15 protein-coding genes and 1 pseudogene are annotated in these 17,208 nt (G+C 65.8%); 5 read left to right on the top strand and 11 right to left on the bottom strand.

What is annotated here, in order from left to right; translation table 11 throughout:
* Positions 1-266: 266 nt before the first annotated feature.
* The 10 genes from JKF87_RS14325 to JKF87_RS14370 form a co-directional block, all read right to left on the bottom strand.
* Complete coding sequence (locus JKF87_RS14325) at positions 267-968, bottom strand: energy transducer TonB family protein (RefSeq protein ID WP_201100572.1); 702 nt, start codon at positions 966-968, stop codon at positions 267-269.
* The gene (exbD, locus tag JKF87_RS14330) at positions 965-1,393 is read right to left on the bottom strand and encodes a TonB system transport protein ExbD (protein WP_201100573.1); all 429 of its coding nucleotides are present in this window, start codon (positions 1,391-1,393) and stop codon (positions 965-967) included. Before exbD ends, JKF87_RS14325 begins: the two co-directional genes overlap by 4 nt.
* 4 nt (positions 1,394-1,397) lie before the next feature.
* Positions 1,398-2,165, bottom strand: coding sequence for a tonB-system energizer ExbB (gene exbB, locus JKF87_RS14335; RefSeq protein WP_201100574.1), 768 nt, complete (start codon positions 2,163-2,165; stop codon positions 1,398-1,400).
* Positions 2,166-2,255: 90 nt separating this feature from the next.
* A complete protein-coding gene (locus tag JKF87_RS14340) occupies positions 2,256-2,858 on the bottom strand; it encodes a biliverdin-producing heme oxygenase (RefSeq protein ID WP_201100575.1) in 603 nt (200 codons plus the stop codon).
* Positions 2,859-2,867: 9 nt separating this feature from the next.
* Complete coding sequence (locus JKF87_RS14345; protein ID WP_201100576.1) at positions 2,868-6,446, bottom strand: TonB-dependent receptor domain-containing protein; 3,579 nt, start codon at positions 6,444-6,446, stop codon at positions 2,868-2,870.
* 131 nt (positions 6,447-6,577) lie between these two features.
* On the bottom strand, positions 6,578-7,540 hold the full coding sequence (locus JKF87_RS14350) for a FecR family protein (RefSeq protein ID WP_201100577.1): 963 nt from the start codon (positions 7,538-7,540) through the stop codon (positions 6,578-6,580).
* A 108-nt stretch (positions 7,541-7,648) separates the two neighbouring features.
* Positions 7,649-8,167 carry a sigma-70 family RNA polymerase sigma factor gene (locus JKF87_RS14355; RefSeq protein WP_201100578.1) on the bottom strand — a complete coding sequence of 173 codons (519 nt, stop codon included), beginning with the start codon at positions 8,165-8,167 and terminating at the stop codon, positions 7,649-7,651.
* Positions 8,168-8,300: 133 nt separating this feature from the next.
* Positions 8,301-9,104 carry a DUF1295 domain-containing protein gene (locus tag JKF87_RS14360; protein WP_307418168.1) on the bottom strand — a complete coding sequence of 268 codons (804 nt, stop codon included), beginning with the start codon at positions 9,102-9,104 and terminating at the stop codon, positions 8,301-8,303.
* Positions 9,101-9,739: a cadmium/peroxide/UV radiation responsive anti-sigma factor ChrR gene (gene chrR, locus JKF87_RS14365; RefSeq protein ID WP_201100579.1), complete on the bottom strand. Its 639-nt coding sequence runs from the start codon at positions 9,737-9,739 to the stop codon at positions 9,101-9,103. The genes JKF87_RS14360 and chrR overlap by 4 nt, the downstream gene beginning before the upstream one ends.
* Complete coding sequence (locus tag JKF87_RS14370; RefSeq protein ID WP_236261404.1) at positions 9,736-10,314, bottom strand: sigma-70 family RNA polymerase sigma factor; 579 nt, start codon at positions 10,312-10,314, stop codon at positions 9,736-9,738. Before JKF87_RS14370 ends, chrR begins: the two co-directional genes overlap by 4 nt.
* A 163-nt stretch (positions 10,315-10,477) precedes the next feature.
* Between JKF87_RS14370 and JKF87_RS14375 the strand changes: the two genes are divergently transcribed.
* The 4 genes and pseudogenes from JKF87_RS14375 to JKF87_RS14390 all read left to right on the top strand — a co-directional run.
* A complete protein-coding gene (locus JKF87_RS14375) occupies positions 10,478-11,815 on the top strand; it encodes an NAD(P)/FAD-dependent oxidoreductase (RefSeq protein ID WP_201100581.1) in 1,338 nt (445 codons plus the stop codon).
* A complete protein-coding gene (locus JKF87_RS14380; protein ID WP_201100582.1) occupies positions 11,812-12,615 on the top strand; it encodes a DUF1365 domain-containing protein in 804 nt (267 codons plus the stop codon). The genes JKF87_RS14375 and JKF87_RS14380 overlap by 4 nt, the downstream gene beginning before the upstream one ends.
* Before the next feature lie 38 nt (positions 12,616-12,653).
* A complete protein-coding gene (locus JKF87_RS14385) occupies positions 12,654-13,877 on the top strand; it encodes an SAM-dependent methyltransferase (RefSeq protein WP_201100583.1) in 1,224 nt (407 codons plus the stop codon).
* 73 nt (positions 13,878-13,950) lie between these two features.
* Positions 13,951-14,124: pseudogene (locus JKF87_RS14390) on the top strand (transposase); the annotation flags it as partial.
* Between the two features lie 182 nt (positions 14,125-14,306).
* Here the strand turns inward: JKF87_RS14390 and JKF87_RS14395 are convergent.
* Positions 14,307-14,870, bottom strand: a complete 564-nt coding sequence (locus tag JKF87_RS14395) for a GNAT family N-acetyltransferase (protein WP_201100584.1) — start codon at positions 14,868-14,870, stop codon at positions 14,307-14,309.
* A 295-nt stretch (positions 14,871-15,165) separates the two neighbouring features.
* Here JKF87_RS14395 and JKF87_RS14400 point away from each other — a divergent pair, with 295 nt between their 5' ends.
* Positions 15,166-17,034, top strand: a complete 1,869-nt coding sequence (locus tag JKF87_RS14400; RefSeq protein WP_201100585.1) for a gamma-glutamyltransferase family protein — start codon at positions 15,166-15,168, stop codon at positions 17,032-17,034.
* Positions 17,035-17,208 lie beyond the last annotated feature (174 nt).

Raw genomic sequence — 17,208 nt, forward strand, 5'->3', positions numbered from 1 at the left:
TCACCCACGCCGGTGATCGCGTAAGGCGGGATAGAACCGCTGTGCCTGTTACTGGCCGCGATCTCAACAGCCGCCTTTTTCAACGGAATCGGCGCATAAAAGTCGCGGCCCCAGACAGGATATGGACGTCATGTGGTGTCTGGGTGACGTGTGGCGCGATGGTTGAGGTGTTTGACGTTGTCGCATCGGGACTAATCCGCCGATCCGTTTTCGCTCTTCGGTCACAAAGTGCGTAGCGTCCAGCCATCTCGCCACGGGCAATCACCCTATCGCGTGATGAAGAACTCGATCGGCGTCACCAGTTCGATGACATCACCCGGCATTTCGGCCGGCGGGGCTGGCAAGGGTTGGGCGCGGCGGGGGATCGTCAGGGCTTCCTGATCCAGCGCGGGGACGCCTGAGCTGCGTTCCAGCCGGGTGTTCAGGACGCGGCCTTGACGATCCATGGTGATGCGGATGTAGGGCACGCCCTGTTGGCGGCGGATCTGGGCGGCGGCGGGGTAGCGTTTGGCCTGATCCAGTCGCGCAAGAACCTGACCGCGCCAATCGGGCGTGCCATTCGATGCGCTGGGCGCCAGAGGGCTGGGCCGCGAGGGCGGGGCGGTGGTCTGAACTGCGGGTGCGGCGGCCGGGGCAGGGCGCTGCGGCGGTTCGGGCTGGCGGTCCGGCAAGGCGACGTCGGGCTGGACGGCGGTCGGGACGGGCTGTGCCGACTGGCGCACGACAGGGCGCGGGGCCTCGGCCTTCTGCTGGCGCGGACCCGGGGGCTGTTCCGAAGGCGGCGTCGGCGGCGCGGCGGGCGGGGCCATGTCGATCAGGATTGCAGGTTCGGGCGGCAGCGGCGACAGCACCGGCCCCAGCCACCAGGCGGCGACGATCAGGGGCGCCGCGTGCAGGGCCAGAACCCCGACCAGAGAACTCAGCCAGCGCCGTCGCTCGGACCTGTTGTCTTCGTCGATCAGGATCACGACGCGGGCCCTGTCTCCAGACCGACCAGGGCCACCTTTAGATAGCCCGCGTCGCGCAGGCGGTTCAGCGTCTGCATCAGCCGGTCGTATTCGACGGTCTTGTCGGCGCGAAGGAACAGGCGCTGGTCACGGTCTGCGCCTGTGCGGGCGTCGAGGCGCGGGCCAAGTTGGTCCTCGCTGACGACCTCATTGTCGATGGCGACGGCGCCGTCAGCTTTGACTGTGACGAACAGCGGCTTGTCCGGGCGCGGCGTCGGTATGGCGGTCGAGGCGGGCAGGTCCACCTTGACATCCACCGTGGCCAGAGGGGCCGCGACCATGAAGATGATCAGCAGCACCAGCATGACATCGATGAAGGGGGTGACGTTGATCTCGTGCGATTCCGTCAGGTCGGCGTCATCGTCGTGGGACAGCTTGAACCCCATGAGCTTAGCCCCGGACGCCGCGCGACAGGTCGCGTGAGATCAGACGCAGAATGGCCGCCGAAGTGTCGCCGACCAGGGCGCGGTAAACGGCGGTCTGGCGGGCGAAATGATTATAGATCACCACCGCGGGGATGGCCGCGACCAGGCCGATGGCGGTGGCCAGCAGGGCCTCGGCGATGCCGGGCGCGACGACAGCCAGGTTGGTCGTCTGGGACGCAGCAATGCCGATGAAACTGTTCATGATGCCCCAGACGGTGCCGAACAGGCCGACGAAAGGGGCGGTGGCGCCGATGGTGGCCAGGGCGCCTGTGCCGCGCACCATGCGGCGGCCCAGCGCCGCCTCGATGCGGTTGAAACGCGAGGCCACGCGCTCCTTCAGGCCTTCGCCGTCGTTCAGGGCGTTGGACGACAGGGCCAGTTCGGCAAGGGCGGCCTGCATCAGGGGGGACCGAGCAGCGCGTTCGTCGGCGGCGGCTTCGTTCAGGGTGCGGGCGGCGTCGACGGCCTCGAAGGCGGCGCGTTGGGCGTGGGTGCGGTTCTTCAGCTCCAACGATTTGGCGACCAGCACGGTCCAGGTCGCGACCGAGGCCAGGGCCAGCCCCAGGATGACCGTCTTCACTACCCCGTCCGCCGCCATGAACATGCCCCAAGGCGTCAGGTCGTGGCCAGGCAGGGCCACGGCGACGTTCAAGGCGGTTTCCTGGCCCAGGGCGGGTGCGGCGGACAACAGGGAGGCCGCCGTCAGTACGGCGAGATGAGTAAGGCGGGTCATGGCTGGACCTGTGGCGAAGACCCCGCCGGGGCGGGGTCTGTACTAAGGGGAAAGGCGGCTTTGGCGTTCAGGGTCGCGCGGGCGGGGCGATCAGCGGAACGCCTCCTGAACCAGCGCATGGACGCGGCCAAAAGCGGCGTTGGCGCCTGCGACCATGGCCATTTCCTGATCCACATCCAGTTCAATGGCGTCCAACGCCGAGGTGAACTGTCGCCAATGTGCGGCGCGGCCGTCCGGGTGTCCGGCCAGATGCCGCGCGCCGAAGTCTTCCGACAGGCCCAGCTTCAGCGCCATCTTGAACAGGAAGGCGGCGCCCAGGTTGGAGCCTTCGGCGACATAGAGCCAGCCCAGCGCCGTCGCCAGATCGGCCTGTTCGTCGGCGGCGAAGCGCGGCGCCTGGGTCGCGGCGGGGACAGTCTGACCCAGATCGGCGATGTCCTGTTCGATCTGGGACAGACGGCGGCGCTCGCCCAGATCGGGCAGAAGGGCGATCAGGCGCGGATCATCGTACAGGGCGTCGATGTCGCGGTGGAACGGCTGCTGGACCTTGAGGAACAGGCCGTAGCGGTCGCGGTCGCCGAACGGGTTTCCGGCCATGATCGCCTTGTCCAGACGGTCGTGGGTTCCGTGGGTCTGAGCCTTCAGGTCCTTGGCGCGCGAACGGACCGTCGGCGGCGTTTGGGTGTCGGTCATGGTCATGTCTCAGAAGCGGTAGGTCAGGCCGACGCGCAGGGTGTGCAGTTCGGCGTCGTTTCGGGCGCGACGGCCCGAAATCATGTCGTAGGTGCCGGTGACCGGCGTATCCTGATAGATCGGTATCTCCATCGGGATGCACAGCGGCTGGTCTTCACCGATGTCGAAGCAGAACTCGCCATTGGGGTCGTAACCGGTGACAATGCGGTCAACGTAGCTGCGGCCCACGCCCGCGCGCGCCTGATCAAAGTTGAAGTCCTGCTTGCCGAAGTGGGTGTAGAAATACTCGGCGCGCACGGTCCAGTGGTTGTCCAGCGCCAGTTCGGCGCCGCCGCCCAGCGTCCAGCCTTTGCGGATCTTGGACGTCTTCTCCGAGAAGCCGATGCCGCTGCTGGAGCCGTAGGGGAACTGGGAGCTGAGGTTTTCGGGCCGGTTTTTGTCCACATACTGCAGACGGGTCTGGCTTTCCCTGGCCCAAGCCGGGCCGCCTGCGCCGTAGATCATGGCGCGGCCGAAGGTGTAGCCGACGCGTGCGCGCAGGGCGGCGTTCCAGTCGAAGCTGTAGAGGGTGCGCGCCTGCATGCGGATGTCGTCGGGGAACAGCGGCGTGCCGTCGGGTTCGCGCAGGATGCGAAGCTCGCTGGAAACCGCATCCTGGTTCGCCTTGGCGCTTCCCCACGAGCCTTCACCCTGAACGCCCACGACCCAGCGGTCCGCGACCTGCCAGTCATAGCCGGCCATCAGGCCCAGACGGGCGTCGCGAGCGGTGACATCTGCGGACTCGCTGGCGGGGACCGGCCCGGTCGAACCGTCGAGGAAGCTGGTCTGGCCCCGGCTCTTCAGCCATTCGTGTCCTGCCAGCAGGCCGACGCGCAGACCCGACCAGTCGCCGTCAAAGTCGCCGAAGACCACGCCCTGATCCAGCACGCTCTCGACCGAACGAGTCCGCTGGGCTAGCGAGTTCGCCTGACGCGGCCCGCCGAACCTGCTGGTCAGGTTCAGACGGAAGGTGCGGCCCGGCGAGGGCATCAGCCCCATGGTCAGCGCATCCATGTAGTAACGGTCGGTGACGTTATCGACGGCGAAGTCCAGGCTGATGCTGTCGTTGATCCGGTACGCCCCCCACAGGTCGACCAGATCGTAGGGCGTCCAGTCCAGCACTGCCATCGATCCGCCGTAGGTGACGACCGAGGTGTCGCGCCCGCCGACGTGGCGGTAACGCGCACCCAGCGTCAGGTCTTCGTCCAGCAGCCGCGCGCCCAGGGTGACGGCCAGCGACCGCTTGGGCGGAATATGCGCCGGGATGTAGCTGTTGATCGTATTGCCTTCGCGGCAGACCTTGTCGGTGTCGCAGAACTGGGTGTGCGTATAGAGGGTTCCACCCGCCTCGGCGAAGAAACGGCCCACGTCATAGCGGGCGTTCAGTTCGACGCCCTGGAACTCGGCCCGGCCGATGTTGACGACCGAGGTCAGGCCGTCGCTCTCGCCGCGCGTCAGATAGTCGTCCACGTGGTTGGAGAAGACCGCGAACTTGGTCTGCAGCACGTCGCTACCCATGAAGACGGAATCCCGCTGATAGTTGACGCCCAATTCCGTGTTCTTGGCGCGCTCGGGCCGCACGGGCTTGCGCGGGTCCGGGTAGAAGGAGAAGCCGGTGGTGGATTCAAACAGGCTGGGCGCGCGGATGGCCTCGGCGTAGCGGACATAGAACTGAAGCCCCGGCGTCGGCTCGACCAGCAGCGACAGGATCGGCGACACGCCCGAGCTTTTGGACCGATTGTAGCCCGTCACGCGGTTCGAGTTGGATCCCGCCGTGACATCGACCAGATTATAGTCGCGGGACTGAGTGTCGGTGTAGCGCAGGGCTGCGTTCAGGGTCAGCCATTCGTTGGGCTTCAACTCGCCCGCGACAAAGGCGCTGTATTCGTCGCGCTCGCCGTCGCGGGGCTCCAGGAAGGCCGGATAGTTGGAGTTGTCCTTGTAGTCCTTCCATCCCTTGGGCGGCGAAATCCGCTCGTGGGTGTAGGAGGCGCCATAGTTCATCGCCAGCGGCCCGACCGGCGTGTCGAAGCCAGAGGTGTTGGACAGGTTCAGGCCCCAGCGGTCCGACTGGCTCATATAGGCCACGTCCTGGATCGACAGCGAACCGTCCCACATCACGTAGCGATACAGGGTCTCGATGCTGGTGTAGTTGGCGGTGGACCAGGCGTCGGCCTTCAGGTCGATCAGGCGGCTGCCTGCGGGCTTGTAGCGATAGCGGCCGGTCCAGGTGTCGACCTCTGTGCGGCTCAACGGCGACTGAAGCGGCCCGCCGTAGCGGATGATCTGCGACGGCATGGTTTCGCCGAAGTCGCTCTCATAGCGCATGTAGGACAGGTCCAGCGCCTGCTCGTCGGTCGGGCGAATGACGGCGCGCAACAGATACGAGGTGTTCTTCTGGGAACTGGACAGCACCTCCTCGCCATGATCGTAGCGCTGGACGCCATAGGCGTTGGGGATCAGGCCGCTTTCGCCCGAGAAGTAGTTGCCGACTTCGCGGTGGGTGTAGGCGGCGACCAGATCGAACCGATCGAAGCGGCGGCCCAGCGCGATGCTCAGGCTTTGGCCGTCGTTGAAATTCAGGGCGCCGGGGCGGTTGAAGCGTTCAGCCGTGCCCTTGCCCGCGCCCAGGGTTCCAGGAGCGGGGGGCGCGACGGTGTTGCCGGTCAGGCCGACGCGCACCTGGGCGCCGAACACGCCGTTGGGCGCGACCAGATCATTGACGCCGATGGTTTCGACACGGACCACGCCGCCGGTCGCGCCGACCCCGTCGGCCGAGGCGCTGGGCCCCTTCTCGATGGTGACCGAGCCGACGAGATCAGGGTCCAGATAGGTGCGGCCCGCCACGCCGGAATAGCCGCGATAGACGGTCGACTGCTGCAGCGATCCGTCGATTACGACCGGCACGCGGTCCATGCCCTGCATCCCCCGGATGTTCACATCCAGGGCGCCGGAGTTGCGGTTGTCGCTGTTGATGACGCCCGGTGTTCCGCTCAGGAAGTCGCCGGTCGAAATGCCCCGGTTCCGCTGGATGGCCTCCTGCGAGATGTAGGCGCTGGAGCCCGCCGTGCGGTATGGGGCGTCGGCCGGGGCAGGGCCGCTGCCGGCCGACAGACCTGCCAGTCCCGGTTCGTTGACTGCGCCCTGAACCCGAACGGCGCCCAGCATGATGGCCCCGTCGGCCGCGTCAGGCGCACGCTCCAGCGTCACCAGATCGCCGTCCAGTCGATAGGTGAAACCGGTGCCGTTCAACAGTCGGCCCAGCGCCTGCATCGGTGCGGCATGGCCCGATGCGCCGGGCGACTGGACGCCGCGAATGGCCGCGGCGTCGACGCTGACCTGAAGACCCGACTGGCGGCCGAAGGCGGTCAGGGCGGCGCCCAGAGGTTGGGCCGGAATGGAGAAGTCGCGGGCGGTCACCGTGGCGGTGGACTGGGCCGCTGCGGGGAAGGCGGTGGTCAGACCCGCCAGGGCCGTCGTCGCCATCAGCAAACCGCCAAGGGCCCCCGCCTGTCGTTCACGCTGCTTCACCGCCAGAGAAATCAACACGCCTTACGCTCCATTGTCGGTGGTCCGACATTATTGCAAATGCAACGCAACTGCATTGCTCGTCGCATGAGGAGACGAACGGGGGCGGCGGTGTTTCGGAAGTTTTTTCGACTCGCTGGCCAAGCGACGGCTTAGTCGAAGGAAATTATCATCACCCAGGGCGAAATCCGCTGGACGGTCGCGCCATTGGCCCGTGACACGGCGATCAGGGCGCCGACCGGATCGCCCAGGTCGTAAACCCCCGTCACGCGCGCCGTCTCCAGCCGCGCGCCCTTGGTCAGGATGACGCCGCCGTACCAGGGCCGCAGGGCGTCCACGACCGTGCTGACAGGCTCGGCCTCGACGATCAGACGCTTCTGGGTCCAGGCGGCGACATTGTCGGGATCGGTCCCCAGCAGTTGCAGGGCGCCGGTCTTGTCGGCGCGGGCTATTTCACCCGCTGTCAGGATGCGCGAGTTGCCCTTGAGAGCGGTGGTCTCAACCTTCACTCGGCCATGGCGAACCCCAACCAGAGCCTCTGCCGAGCGGACTTCGAAGCCCGTGCCCAGCACGGTGGTCTCGATGCGTCTGGAGGTCACGCTGAAGGGGCGGTCGGGATTGCGCGCCACCTCGAAATAGGCGTCCCCTTTCAACAGGTCGATATGGCGCTGCTCGGCTTGGTAACGCACCGAGACGGCGCTGCGCGGCGCCAGCGTTACGGTGCTGCCGTCTTCCAGGCGCACTGTGCGAAGCTCCTGTGCGCCAGTCGCATAGTCGGATCGCAACCGCAGCACGGCATCAGGCGCGGCCACTACGGCGAACAGGGCCGCAGCGCAGGCGGCGAGGGCGGCGGCCAGACGTCTGCCGCGGCGGGCGGGCGCGGCTTGGCGAATACGGACATGCACAGGACGTCGTGCGGATGGAACGGCCGCAGCAGCGGCGATGGCGTGCGAGGTTTGCGCGATTTCGCTCCAGGCGGCGGCGTTCTCGGGCGCGGCGCAGACCCAGGCCTCGAAGCTTTCGAACACGGCCTCGTCCTCGGTCTCGCGCAGACGGATCAGCCAGTCGGCCGCCTGGCGGTCGGCAATCTCGCGCAATGAGTCGTTCAGGCTCATGGAACCATTCCTGCAGCCGAGGCGGCCTGCGCGACCGGGGCGGCGGCGCTTCTTGACGAATAGACGCATGGGCGTCGTGGTTTTTCGGAAACCCGCTGCATGTCCGCGTCAGCCCCTGCGGCGCAGGGCGTCGCGGCAGCGTTCGACCCCTTCCGCGACCAGTTCATGCGCGACCGTCACCGACACGCCCAGACGTTCGGCGATGTCCTTCAGCCGCGCCCCTTCGATCCGATGCATCTGCACGGCGATCTGCATTCGCTGGGGCAGGGCTTGCATGGCCGTCAGGGTCTTACGCAGCGCCTCGCGTGATGCGGCGGCGGCCTCTGGCGTAGGTTCGTCAGCCTGCGCACGCAGGTCGGCGGCGTCGTGATCGGTGAAATGAAGCCGCTCAAACCGCGTGCGCCGCATCCGGTCCAGCGCCAGATTGCGCACGGTCCGATACAGAAAGGCCTCTGGCTGATCGGCGGCGGCGAAGGCGTCGGATCCATGCAGCCGCACCCAGGCGTCCTGAACCACATCCTCCGCGGCGGCGCGGTCACGGGTGACGGCGCAGGCATATTCGACCAGACCCGCACGGCGCAGGCGGAACAGGTCTTTCAAGACGTTCGAGGCTGGCAAGTCGGCCATCCCCCAAACCGCCGGTTACAATGGCCGCTTCACATGCGACTAATTCGCAGGTGCTGCAAGGTTGTTTTGCTCACAGACCGAATAGGTTCGGAGATCGAACCAGCCTTAAGCGCCGCGCCTCGTTTAAGCCTGATTAGCGATGGGGCGGGCGAAGGAAGAAGCGGCTGGTGCGGGCGGCGTAGGCGGCGAAGGCGTTGGGCCGCGAGCGGCGCATGTGGGCTTCTAGCAGGGGGACGCCCGACACATGGTTCAGCAGCCAATAAGTGTAGGCAGGTCCCGTCAGCGCCAGCCAGCTCCAGGGCCAGGCGCCGCTGACGTTGATGGCGAACACCGGCCAGGCGCACCAGCCCAGCCACTCGAAGAAATAGTTAGGGTGCCGTGACCAGGCCCAGAGGCCGGTGTCGCAGACGCGGCCTCGATGGGCGGGATCAGCCTTGAAGGCGGTCAGTTGACGGTCGGCGACGCCTTCGCCCAGCAGGGCGGACAGGAAGATCAGGGTCGCGAGACCATCTTGCAGAGTCAGCCCGGCCATCGGGTTGCGCGCCGCCAGCAGCACGCTGAGCGCCAGGAAGGCGGCGGCCCCGGACTGAAGCATCAGGAAGCCGAACATCCGGGCCTGGAAGCTGTCGCCCCATTCGGTGCGCAGCCGGGCGTAGCGCGCGTCCTCAGTTTCGCCGACGGCGCGACGTGCGATATGCAGGCCCAGCCGCAGGCCCCAGAGCCCGATCAGGCCGGCGATCAGCCATTGGCGGTCTGAGGGCGCCACGCCGCCAAGAGGAAAGAGGGCGACGCCGACGCCAGCCATGCCGAGGCCGAAGGACCAGAAGGCGTCGGCCCATCCGCCTTGGCCGGTGCGGCGCTGAACCGCCCAGGCCGCGCTCATGACCAGAACGAGAAACAGCGCCGCCGCAAACCAGAGCGGCAGCAGAGCGATCACAGACGCACGAACGGCTGCATCAGCCGCCCCAGCCAGCCGTCGAGCTGGATTTCTCCATCCAGGGCGACGACGCAGAGGCAGGGAATGTCCGACACCACGCGCGGCTGGTGCAGCACGTCGTGGTCGGCTTCCTCCAGATCGCCGACGTCGAAGCGTTCGGTCTCGGTGGCGTAGGCGCCGGACAGGACGCAGGTCAGTTCGACCCCGCCATGGGTATGACGCGGCGTCTCGCGACCGGGATCTATCTTCAGCAGGATGACCCGGCAGGCGCCGTCGCGCGGGGCGTGGACGTCGCGGGCGCGGATGCCGGGGCCGATCCAGCGCCAGGGCCCGAGGGCGTAGCGCCGTAGCGGCTCGGGCAGTTCGGGCATGTCGTTGAGCGGCGCCGTTGACCTGGCTTCACCGGCATCGGTTTCGATCAGCGCCAGGGTGCGGGTCAGGGAGTCGGCGGACAGGGCGACCGGCGCGACCTCTTCCAGAAACTCACCCCCGACGGCCTGAAGGCGGCGAACCCAGGCGTCATTGGTGGGGCGCAGGGCCAGATGCGCGGCGACGACCACGGCCTCGGGCGGGCTGAGCGATCCGGCGGCATAGGCGAGCAGTCGCTCTTCAGACGGGTTGTGCTTTGGGTTCATCGGGGCGCCCCCTCGGATGGTTCGAGTATGATGCGAAGTTTGATCATGGCGTTGCGGATGCGGGATTTGACGGTGCCCAGAGGCAGGTCGAGCCGCCGAGCGATTTCGGAATGAGGGCTGTCCAGGAAGAAGGCGAGGCGCAGAACCTCGACCTGATCGGGCTTGAGGCGCGACAGGGCGTCGCGAATGCGTTTGGCGTCCTGTGAAGCGGACAGGATGTCGTCCGGTTGCTGCACTTCGGTCTCGGCCAGCTCGATTTCGGGCGTCGGCAGGGGACGGGCGTCGCGGCGCAGCATGTCGAGCCGGCGGTTGCGGGCTATGGTGAAGATCCAGGTCGCGGCCCGGGCCTTGCGCGCGTCGAACAGGTCCGCCTTGCGCCAGACCGTCAGCATGGCGTCTTGGGCGAAGTCCTCTGCGGCGGCAGGGGACGCGCCTGAATTGATCAGCCAGGCCTTCAGGCGCGGCGCATAATGGCTGAACAGTTGAGCGAAGGCTTCGCGATCCCGCCGCAACGCCACCGCCTCGATCAGGCGGTCATGCGCAAAGGCGTCCGGCGAGGGCCCGCCCGCGCTCATGCGGCGCCGGGTCCTGTCAGACGATTTGAAAGAGGCGGCCTCGACATGCATGCAGCCTAATACGCTTCGGCAAAATGTCTGGATCATTCGCAATCCGATTGCGACGCCGCTGCGTAATCCGATCAGGCCTGCAGCGATTGCGCGGGCGCGTTTCGGAGCCGTCATGTCGCATTCGTCCGCTCGTCCTTCCGATGGCCCGCTCAAGATCGCCGTGGTCGGATCGGGCGTGGCCGCTCTGTCGTCGGCCTGGTTGCTGTCGCAGCGCCACCGGGTGACGCTCTACGAGAAGGCGGATCGTCTGGGCGGGCATTCCCATACGGTGACAGCAGGGACGGCGACCGGAGATGTCGCCGTCGACACCGGCTTCATCTGCTTCAACGACGCCACCTATCCCAATCTGATCGCACTGTTCGAGCACCTGGGCGTTCCGGCCCGCGCGACCGACATGTCCTTCGCCGTGTCGCTGGACGACGGACGATTTGAATACGCCGCCCCCGGTCTGTTCGCCCAGCGCCGCAACGTTCTGCGGCCGCGCTTCTGGTCCATGCTGGGCGAGATCCTGCGCTTCTATCGTGAGGCACCGATTGATCTGGGCGGGTTGAGCGACCCCAACCTGACGCTGGGCGACTATCTGAAGCGCGAAGGCTTCAGCGCGGCCTTCCGTGACGACCATCTGCTGCCGATGGCGGCGGCGATCTGGTCCTCGCCAGCCCACACGCTGCTGGACTATCCGGCAGAGGCCTTCATCCGCTTCTGCGGCAACCACGGCCTGCTCAAGCTGATCGGCCGACCGCTGTGGCGGACGGTTGAGGGTGGAAGTCGGACCTATGTCGAACGGCTGGCCCGGGCCATTGACGACGTACGGCTGAACCACGGCGTGACGGCGGTGCGGCGCACAGACCAGGGCGTCATGATCCACGACAGCCAGAGCGGCGTCGAGCGCTTCGACCACGTCGTCATCGGCGCCCATGCCGATCAGGCCCTGGCCATGCTGGACGAGCCGACCGCGCAGGAAAAGGAGGTGCTGGGCACCTTCCGCTATAGCCGCAACCTGACCGTTTTGCACACCGACGCTGGCCTGATGCCGCGTCGCCGCCGCGCCTGGGCCAGTTGGAACTATATCGGCGCTGACGACGGCCTGTGCGTCACCTACTGGATGAACAAGCTTCAGGGCCTGCCAGGGCAGGACCTGTTCGTCACCCTGAACCCGCCGCGTCCGCCCAGGCCCGACACCCTGCTGCGCAGCGAGCTCTATGATCATCCCATCTTCAACCCGGTCGCCCTTCAGGCGCAAAAGCAGCTGTGGAGCCTGCAGGGGCAGGGCGGAGTCTGGTTCTGCGGAGCCCACTTCGGCGCGGGCTTTCATGAGGATGGCCTGCAGTCTGGTCTCGCCGTGGCCGAGCAACTGGGCGGCGTGCGACGTCCCTGGTCGGTCGAGAACGAGAGCGGCCGCATCCATCTGTCGTCGGCCCCGGCCGCTGTCCTGGAGAGGGCGGCGTGACCCAGGCCTCCGCCCTCTATCGCGGAGACGTCATGCATCGGCGGCTGCGGCCAAGGGCGCATCGGTTGCACTATCGCGTCTTCTGGCTGCTGCTGGATCTGGCGGAGATCGACGAACTGGACCGCAGCCTGCGCTGGTTCTCGCGCAACCGTTTCAACCTGCTGTCCTTTCACGATCGAGATCACGGCGATGGCTCCGGCGCGGCGTTGCGCCCCCAGATCGAGGCCTTCCTCGGGCGTGCGGGGATCGACATCGGCAAAGGGGCGGTGCGCCTGCTGACCATGCCGCGCGTGCTAGGCTACGTGTTCAATCCGATCAGCCTCTACTACTGCCATCAGGTCGACGGTCGGCTGAAGGCCATGGTCTATGAGGTGACCAGCACCTTTGGCGTGCGCCACGCCTATGTCATTCCCGTGGCGGAAGAAGACCAGGCGGCGGGTCTCATCCGTCAGGGCGCTGCCAAGGCCCTATATGTCTCGCCCTTCATGGGGATGGAGATGGATTACGTCTTTCGCGGTCACGCGCCAGGCCTCCGGCTGGACATGACCATCGACGGTGTGGACGCCGAGGGGCTTTTGATCACCGCCGCCATGTCTGGCGAGCGTCGCCCGCTAGATGACAGGAGCTTATTGTCAACCGTGTTGGCTTTGCCGTTGATGACCGTCAAGGTCGTGGCCGCCATTCATTGGGAGGCTCTGAAGCTCTGGCTCAAGGGGGTTCGTCTGACGCGCCAGCCTCCGCCGGCCTGCGAGCCAGTCACAATCCAGCGGCGGGCTCGAGACAGCCGTCTCGCGCGTTGAACATCCGCTGTTCCCCAAGCACAAGGTCGCCCGACGACATGACCACCACCTTCTATGGCGAGCGAAACGACAAGCGGACTGCGTCTCCGGTTTTGGGTCTGCTTGTGCGCCTTCTGTCCAGCAACTGGACCTGGGGACGGCTCACCCTCGTTCTGCCGGATGGCGACCGCCATCAGTTGACCGGCCGGACATCGGGCCACGCCGCCGTCCTGACGATCCGTGATCCTCGTTGCGCCGCCCGTGTGTTGAAAAGCGGGGATATCGGTTTTGCGGAAGGCTATATGGCCGGCGAATGGGATACACCTGACCTGGCGGTCTTGCTGGAGACCTTAGTCAACAACTACGACCATATTCGACGCCTGTTCGATGGCAATCCCCTGATGAAGCTGGTCAACGGGATCGGGCATCGACTGAATCGTAACAGCCGCCGTGGATCGCGCCGCAATATCCATGCCCACTATGACCTGGGCAACACCTTCTATGGCGCATGGCTGGACCCTTCGATGACCTATTCCTCGGCGCGTTTCGAGGCGCCGGGACAGCCGTTGCTGGACGCCCAGCGCGCCAAGTACGCCGCTCTGGCGCGGATGATGGACCTGCAGCCGGGACATAGCGTGCTGGAGATCGGCTGCGGCTGGGGTGGCTTTGCCGAATTCGCCGCGCGAGAGGTCGGGGCCGTGGTCACGGGGGTCACCATCTCTCGCGAACAGCACGACTACGCGCGTCGCCGCCTTTTCGAGGCTGGCTTGGCCGAGCGGGCGGACATTCGCCTGGTCGACTATCGCGACGTTCAGGGCCGGTTCGACCGTGTCGCCTCCATCGAGATGTTCGAGGCGGTCGGGCGCGAATACTGGCTGACCTATTTCCAAAAGGTCCACGATGTTCTGAAGCCCGGCGGACGCGTGGGTCTTCAGGTCATCACCATCCAGGACGACCTGTTCGAGGAGTACGACGCCCGCACAGACTTCATTCAGAAGTACGTCTTTCCCGGCGGCAGCCTGCCGTCTGAGGCGAGGCTGGCGCCCGTGCTGGCGCAGGTTGGCCTCAGCGAGACCAGCGTCGAGCGTTTCGGCGGCGACTACGCCGAAACCTTGGCCGAATGGGCGCGACGCTTTGATGATGCCTGGACCGACATCGCCCGAAGGAATGCAGGGTTCGATGAGCGCTTTCGCCGTCTGTGGCGCTTCTATCTCGCCTATTGCGAGGCCGGCTTCCGGTCGGGCCGGACCGATGTGATCCAGATGAGCCTGAGCCGCGACTAGGGCCAATCGACATTCAGATTCACGCGCGATCGGATGCGTGATTCATAGGTCTCCGCCTTGTCGGAGATTTGTGATGGGCGTGAAGCGTTACGAGTTGAACGAGGCGCAGTGGGTCCGGATCGCGCCTTTGCTTCCGGTCAAGGCGTCGGACCCGGGTCGAACGGGCTCGGACAACCGGCTGTTCGTGAACGGCGTGCTCTGGGTGCTGAGGTCCGGAGCGCATTGGCAGGACCTTCCTGAGCGCTTCGCCACGCGGTTCGACCGACTGGCCAACCAGTGCCTCGCCTTCATCCACATCGCCGCAGCCATAATCTGGATGGGATGAATGTCGATTTGTCCTAGTCGAAGCTCCCGTCCAGAACATGACGGGGCCAGGTTGGAGGTGAGGGGCGCTATATAGGCGAGACCTGTCTCAAAGGCGACGATGTGCTACGCGGGACGCGCCATCCACTCGGATCGGAGGAGGGCGTAGATGAACTCATCGCCCCAGACGCCGTCGAAGCAATCGTTCTGGATCAGGTGCGCCTCGCGCCGAAACCCGAGGCGCTGCATCAAGGCGACTGAGCCAGCGTTCGCCGCGTCGAGGCGGGCGAAGATCCGATGCAGCCCGCCCTGTTCAAACCCCACGCGCACCAGGGCCTCTACCGCCTCGATGGCATAACCGGGTCCGGCCCAGGCGGGGTTGAAGATGTAGCCGACTTCTCCCTGAGCGGCCGATTGATTGGCTAGCTTGAGCAGAACTTCGCCGATCATTTCGTCTTTGCCCGTCAATGTGACGGCTAGGCGGAAGACGTCTCCATCTTGGGCGAATTTCGGCTGTGCAGCGTCCATGAACTGGGCTTCAAGCGCCTGGTTCTGCGGCGGCGCCGCGTAGAGGAAGCGATAGACATCCGCGCGGCCGTGATAGGCGGCGTAGGCGGGGAAGTCGGCGGCTCTGATCGGTCTAAGGGTCAGGCGGTCAGTGACCAGAGGGAAGTAATCTAGGCTAGGCATTGCCGCCATCTGGTCATCGCCACGGCCTGTGTCCATGCTCAGCGCCGGCGCTTGTTGTCGCAGGCGGCGGGCTGGGTTCCGCCATTCACCCGCCGTCCTAGAGGTCTGTTGAGTCCCTTTATTTGAGCTGTTCGTCCAAATTGACGGCCCTGCATGCATCCATCAGTTGAAACGATTTGGATGCAAGATCATGAAATCGTAGGGCTTGTTGATATTGCTCAGGCGGTGTGTGATGCCTTGGCGGGGCGCATTCAGCGACGTGGGGGATGTCATGAAAGCTAGGTCTTCATCCGGCGTGAGCCGTAGATTCCTGGGCAATCTGCTGGGTGGCGCCAGCCTGGCGGCCTTTGTGTCCGGGCAGGCTTCTGCATCCCCGATTCAGACAACGGTGCGCACGACAGACCCGGCTCTGGTGGAGCCCACGCGCCTGGTCAGCAAGGAAACCCTGCGGCCCGAGATACTGGGCACGACCGGGATCGTGGCGGCGGGGCGTCACTATGCCGTGGCGGCAGGTACGCGGATCCTGCAGGCGGGCGGCAATGCTTTCGATGCGGGCGTAGCGGCCGTGTTCGCGGCTGCGGTGACGGAGATCTCGCATTTCGGTCTGGGGGGAGAAGCCCCGGCCATCGTCTATTCCGCGTCCGATCAGACCGTTAAGGTCATCAGCGGTCAGGGACCGGCGCCCAAGGCGGCGACGCCGGACTATTTCCGCCCGGCTGGCGTCATACCGGGCAATGGGCCGAATGGCGGAACCGTGCCCGCTGTTGTCGACGCCATGGCGCTGACGCTGGCGCGCTATGGCACGATGAGCCTTGAGGCCGTGCTTCAGCCCGCGATTGAGCTGGCCGATGGTTTCCCCATGTACGGGATGCTGCGCGACGTTCTGGCCAGCCAGCAAAGGTCAAGCAGCCGCTGGGCCGGATCGCGCCGCGCCTATTATCCCGAAGGCCGGATCCCGGATGTCGGCGAAGTCTTCAAGCAGCCCGACCTGGCGCGCACCCTGAGGGCGCTGGCGACGGGGGAGCGAGAAGCCCTGTCGCGCGGTCTGGGGCGTGACGCGGCCATCGCCGCCGGGCGCGACGTCTTCTACAAAGGGGACATCGCACGTCGCATCGCGGCCTCGGTTCAGGCGGATGGCGGCCTGCTGTCCTATGAGGATCTGGCCGGTTACAGCGGCCGGATCGAGGAGCCCAAGACAACCCGCTTCTATGGCTACGACGTCTATAAATGCGGGTTCTGGAGCCAGGGGCCGGCCCTGCTGATGGCGCTGAACATCCTGCAGGCGCGCGACATCAAACAATACCCCAACCTGTCCGATCCGTATCTGCATACGGTGACGGAGGCGATCAAACTGGCCTTTGACGACCGCAACGCCTATTTCGGCGACCCGCTGTTTGCCTCGGTGCCAGAGGCGGGTCTGCTGTCGCCGGCCTATGCCGGATCGCGCGCGGCCCAGATCGGCGAGACGGCGTCGCGCGTCCACAATATCGGCGACCCTTACGCCTTCCAGCGCGGTCCGGCGCGAAAGCCGCCCCGTTTTACGCCCCACGAACTGACCGCCACCCCGACGCCCACCGCCGACACCACCGCCATCGAAGTGGTCGACAGGCAGGGCAATCTGTTCAGCTGCACCCCCAGTTCCGGCTGGCTGCTGGGCGGCGCCTATGTGGCGGGCGATACGGGCGTGCCGCTCAGCAACCGCATGTCGGTCTTTGATCTGGATGCCGACAGTCCCAATGTTCTGGTCGGCGGAAAGCGACCGCGCACCACCCTGACGCCGACCATCGTGCTGAAGGACGGCAAACCCTTCCTGGCGGTCGGCACACCGGGCGGAGACAATCAGGATCAGCAGATTCTGGTGGTGCTGCTGAACATCCTCGTCCACGGCCTGCCCATCCAGCAGGCCATCGAGGCCCCGCGCATCAACTCGGAGCATTTCCATAGTTCGTTCGCCATCAAGCGCGCGCGCCCTGGTCTGCTGGAGGTCGAGGATCGCGTGACGCCAGAGGTGCGCGCGGCCCTGGCGGCGCGCGGACATGAACTGAATGTCGTCGGTCCCTATGCGGTCTCCACCGGCATTGTTGCTGCAGGTGTCGATCCCGTCCACGGCACGTTGAGGGGCGGGGCCGACGTCAGAAGAGAACGCTACGTCTTCGGCTGGTGATTGGCCATCATCGGGCCGGTTTTCGATGCGGATTTTGTCGATCAGGATCGTGACGGAGGGCCGTTTTGTGCCGTAATGAGCACGTTCTCGCGTGTAACGTTACGGAACAAAAATAACATATAAATAACAAGACACTTCAGGTTGCTTCGATGTTTCTCTCTGTTTGTTTAACGG

This window comes from Brevundimonas nasdae (assembly GCF_016654005.1).
In the GTDB taxonomy this organism is placed as follows: domain Bacteria; phylum Pseudomonadota; class Alphaproteobacteria; order Caulobacterales; family Caulobacteraceae; genus Brevundimonas; species Brevundimonas nasdae.

What these genes read in the sequence shown, in the direction of transcription:
- exbD (WP_201100573.1), bottom strand. Translation starts at nt 1,393, where the DNA reads ATGGGGTTCAAGCTGTCCCACGACGATGACGCCGACCTGACGGAATCG.
- chrR (WP_201100579.1), bottom strand. Translation starts at nt 9,739, where the DNA reads ATGAACCCAAAGCACAACCCGTCTGAAGAGCGACTGCTCGCCTATGCC.
- JKF87_RS14375 (WP_201100581.1), top strand. Translation starts at nt 10,478, where the DNA reads ATGTCGCATTCGTCCGCTCGTCCTTCCGATGGCCCGCTCAAGATCGCC.
- JKF87_RS14385 (WP_201100583.1), top strand. Translation starts at nt 12,654, where the DNA reads ATGACCACCACCTTCTATGGCGAGCGAAACGACAAGCGGACTGCGTCT.
- JKF87_RS14340 (WP_201100575.1), bottom strand. Translation starts at nt 2,858, where the DNA reads ATGACCGACACCCAAACGCCGCCGACGGTCCGTTCGCGCGCCAAGGAC.
- JKF87_RS14355 (WP_201100578.1), bottom strand. Translation starts at nt 8,167, where the DNA reads ATGGCCGACTTGCCAGCCTCGAACGTCTTGAAAGACCTGTTCCGCCTG.
- JKF87_RS14395 (WP_201100584.1), bottom strand. Translation starts at nt 14,870, where the DNA reads ATGCCTAGCCTAGATTACTTCCCTCTGGTCACTGACCGCCTGACCCTT.
- JKF87_RS14370 (WP_236261404.1), bottom strand. Translation starts at nt 10,314, where the DNA reads ATGAGCGCGGGCGGGCCCTCGCCGGACGCCTTTGCGCATGACCGCCTG.
- JKF87_RS14350 (WP_201100577.1), bottom strand. Translation starts at nt 7,540, where the DNA reads ATGAGCCTGAACGACTCATTGCGCGAGATTGCCGACCGCCAGGCGGCC.
- exbB (WP_201100574.1), bottom strand. Translation starts at nt 2,165, where the DNA reads ATGACCCGCCTTACTCATCTCGCCGTACTGACGGCGGCCTCCCTGTTG.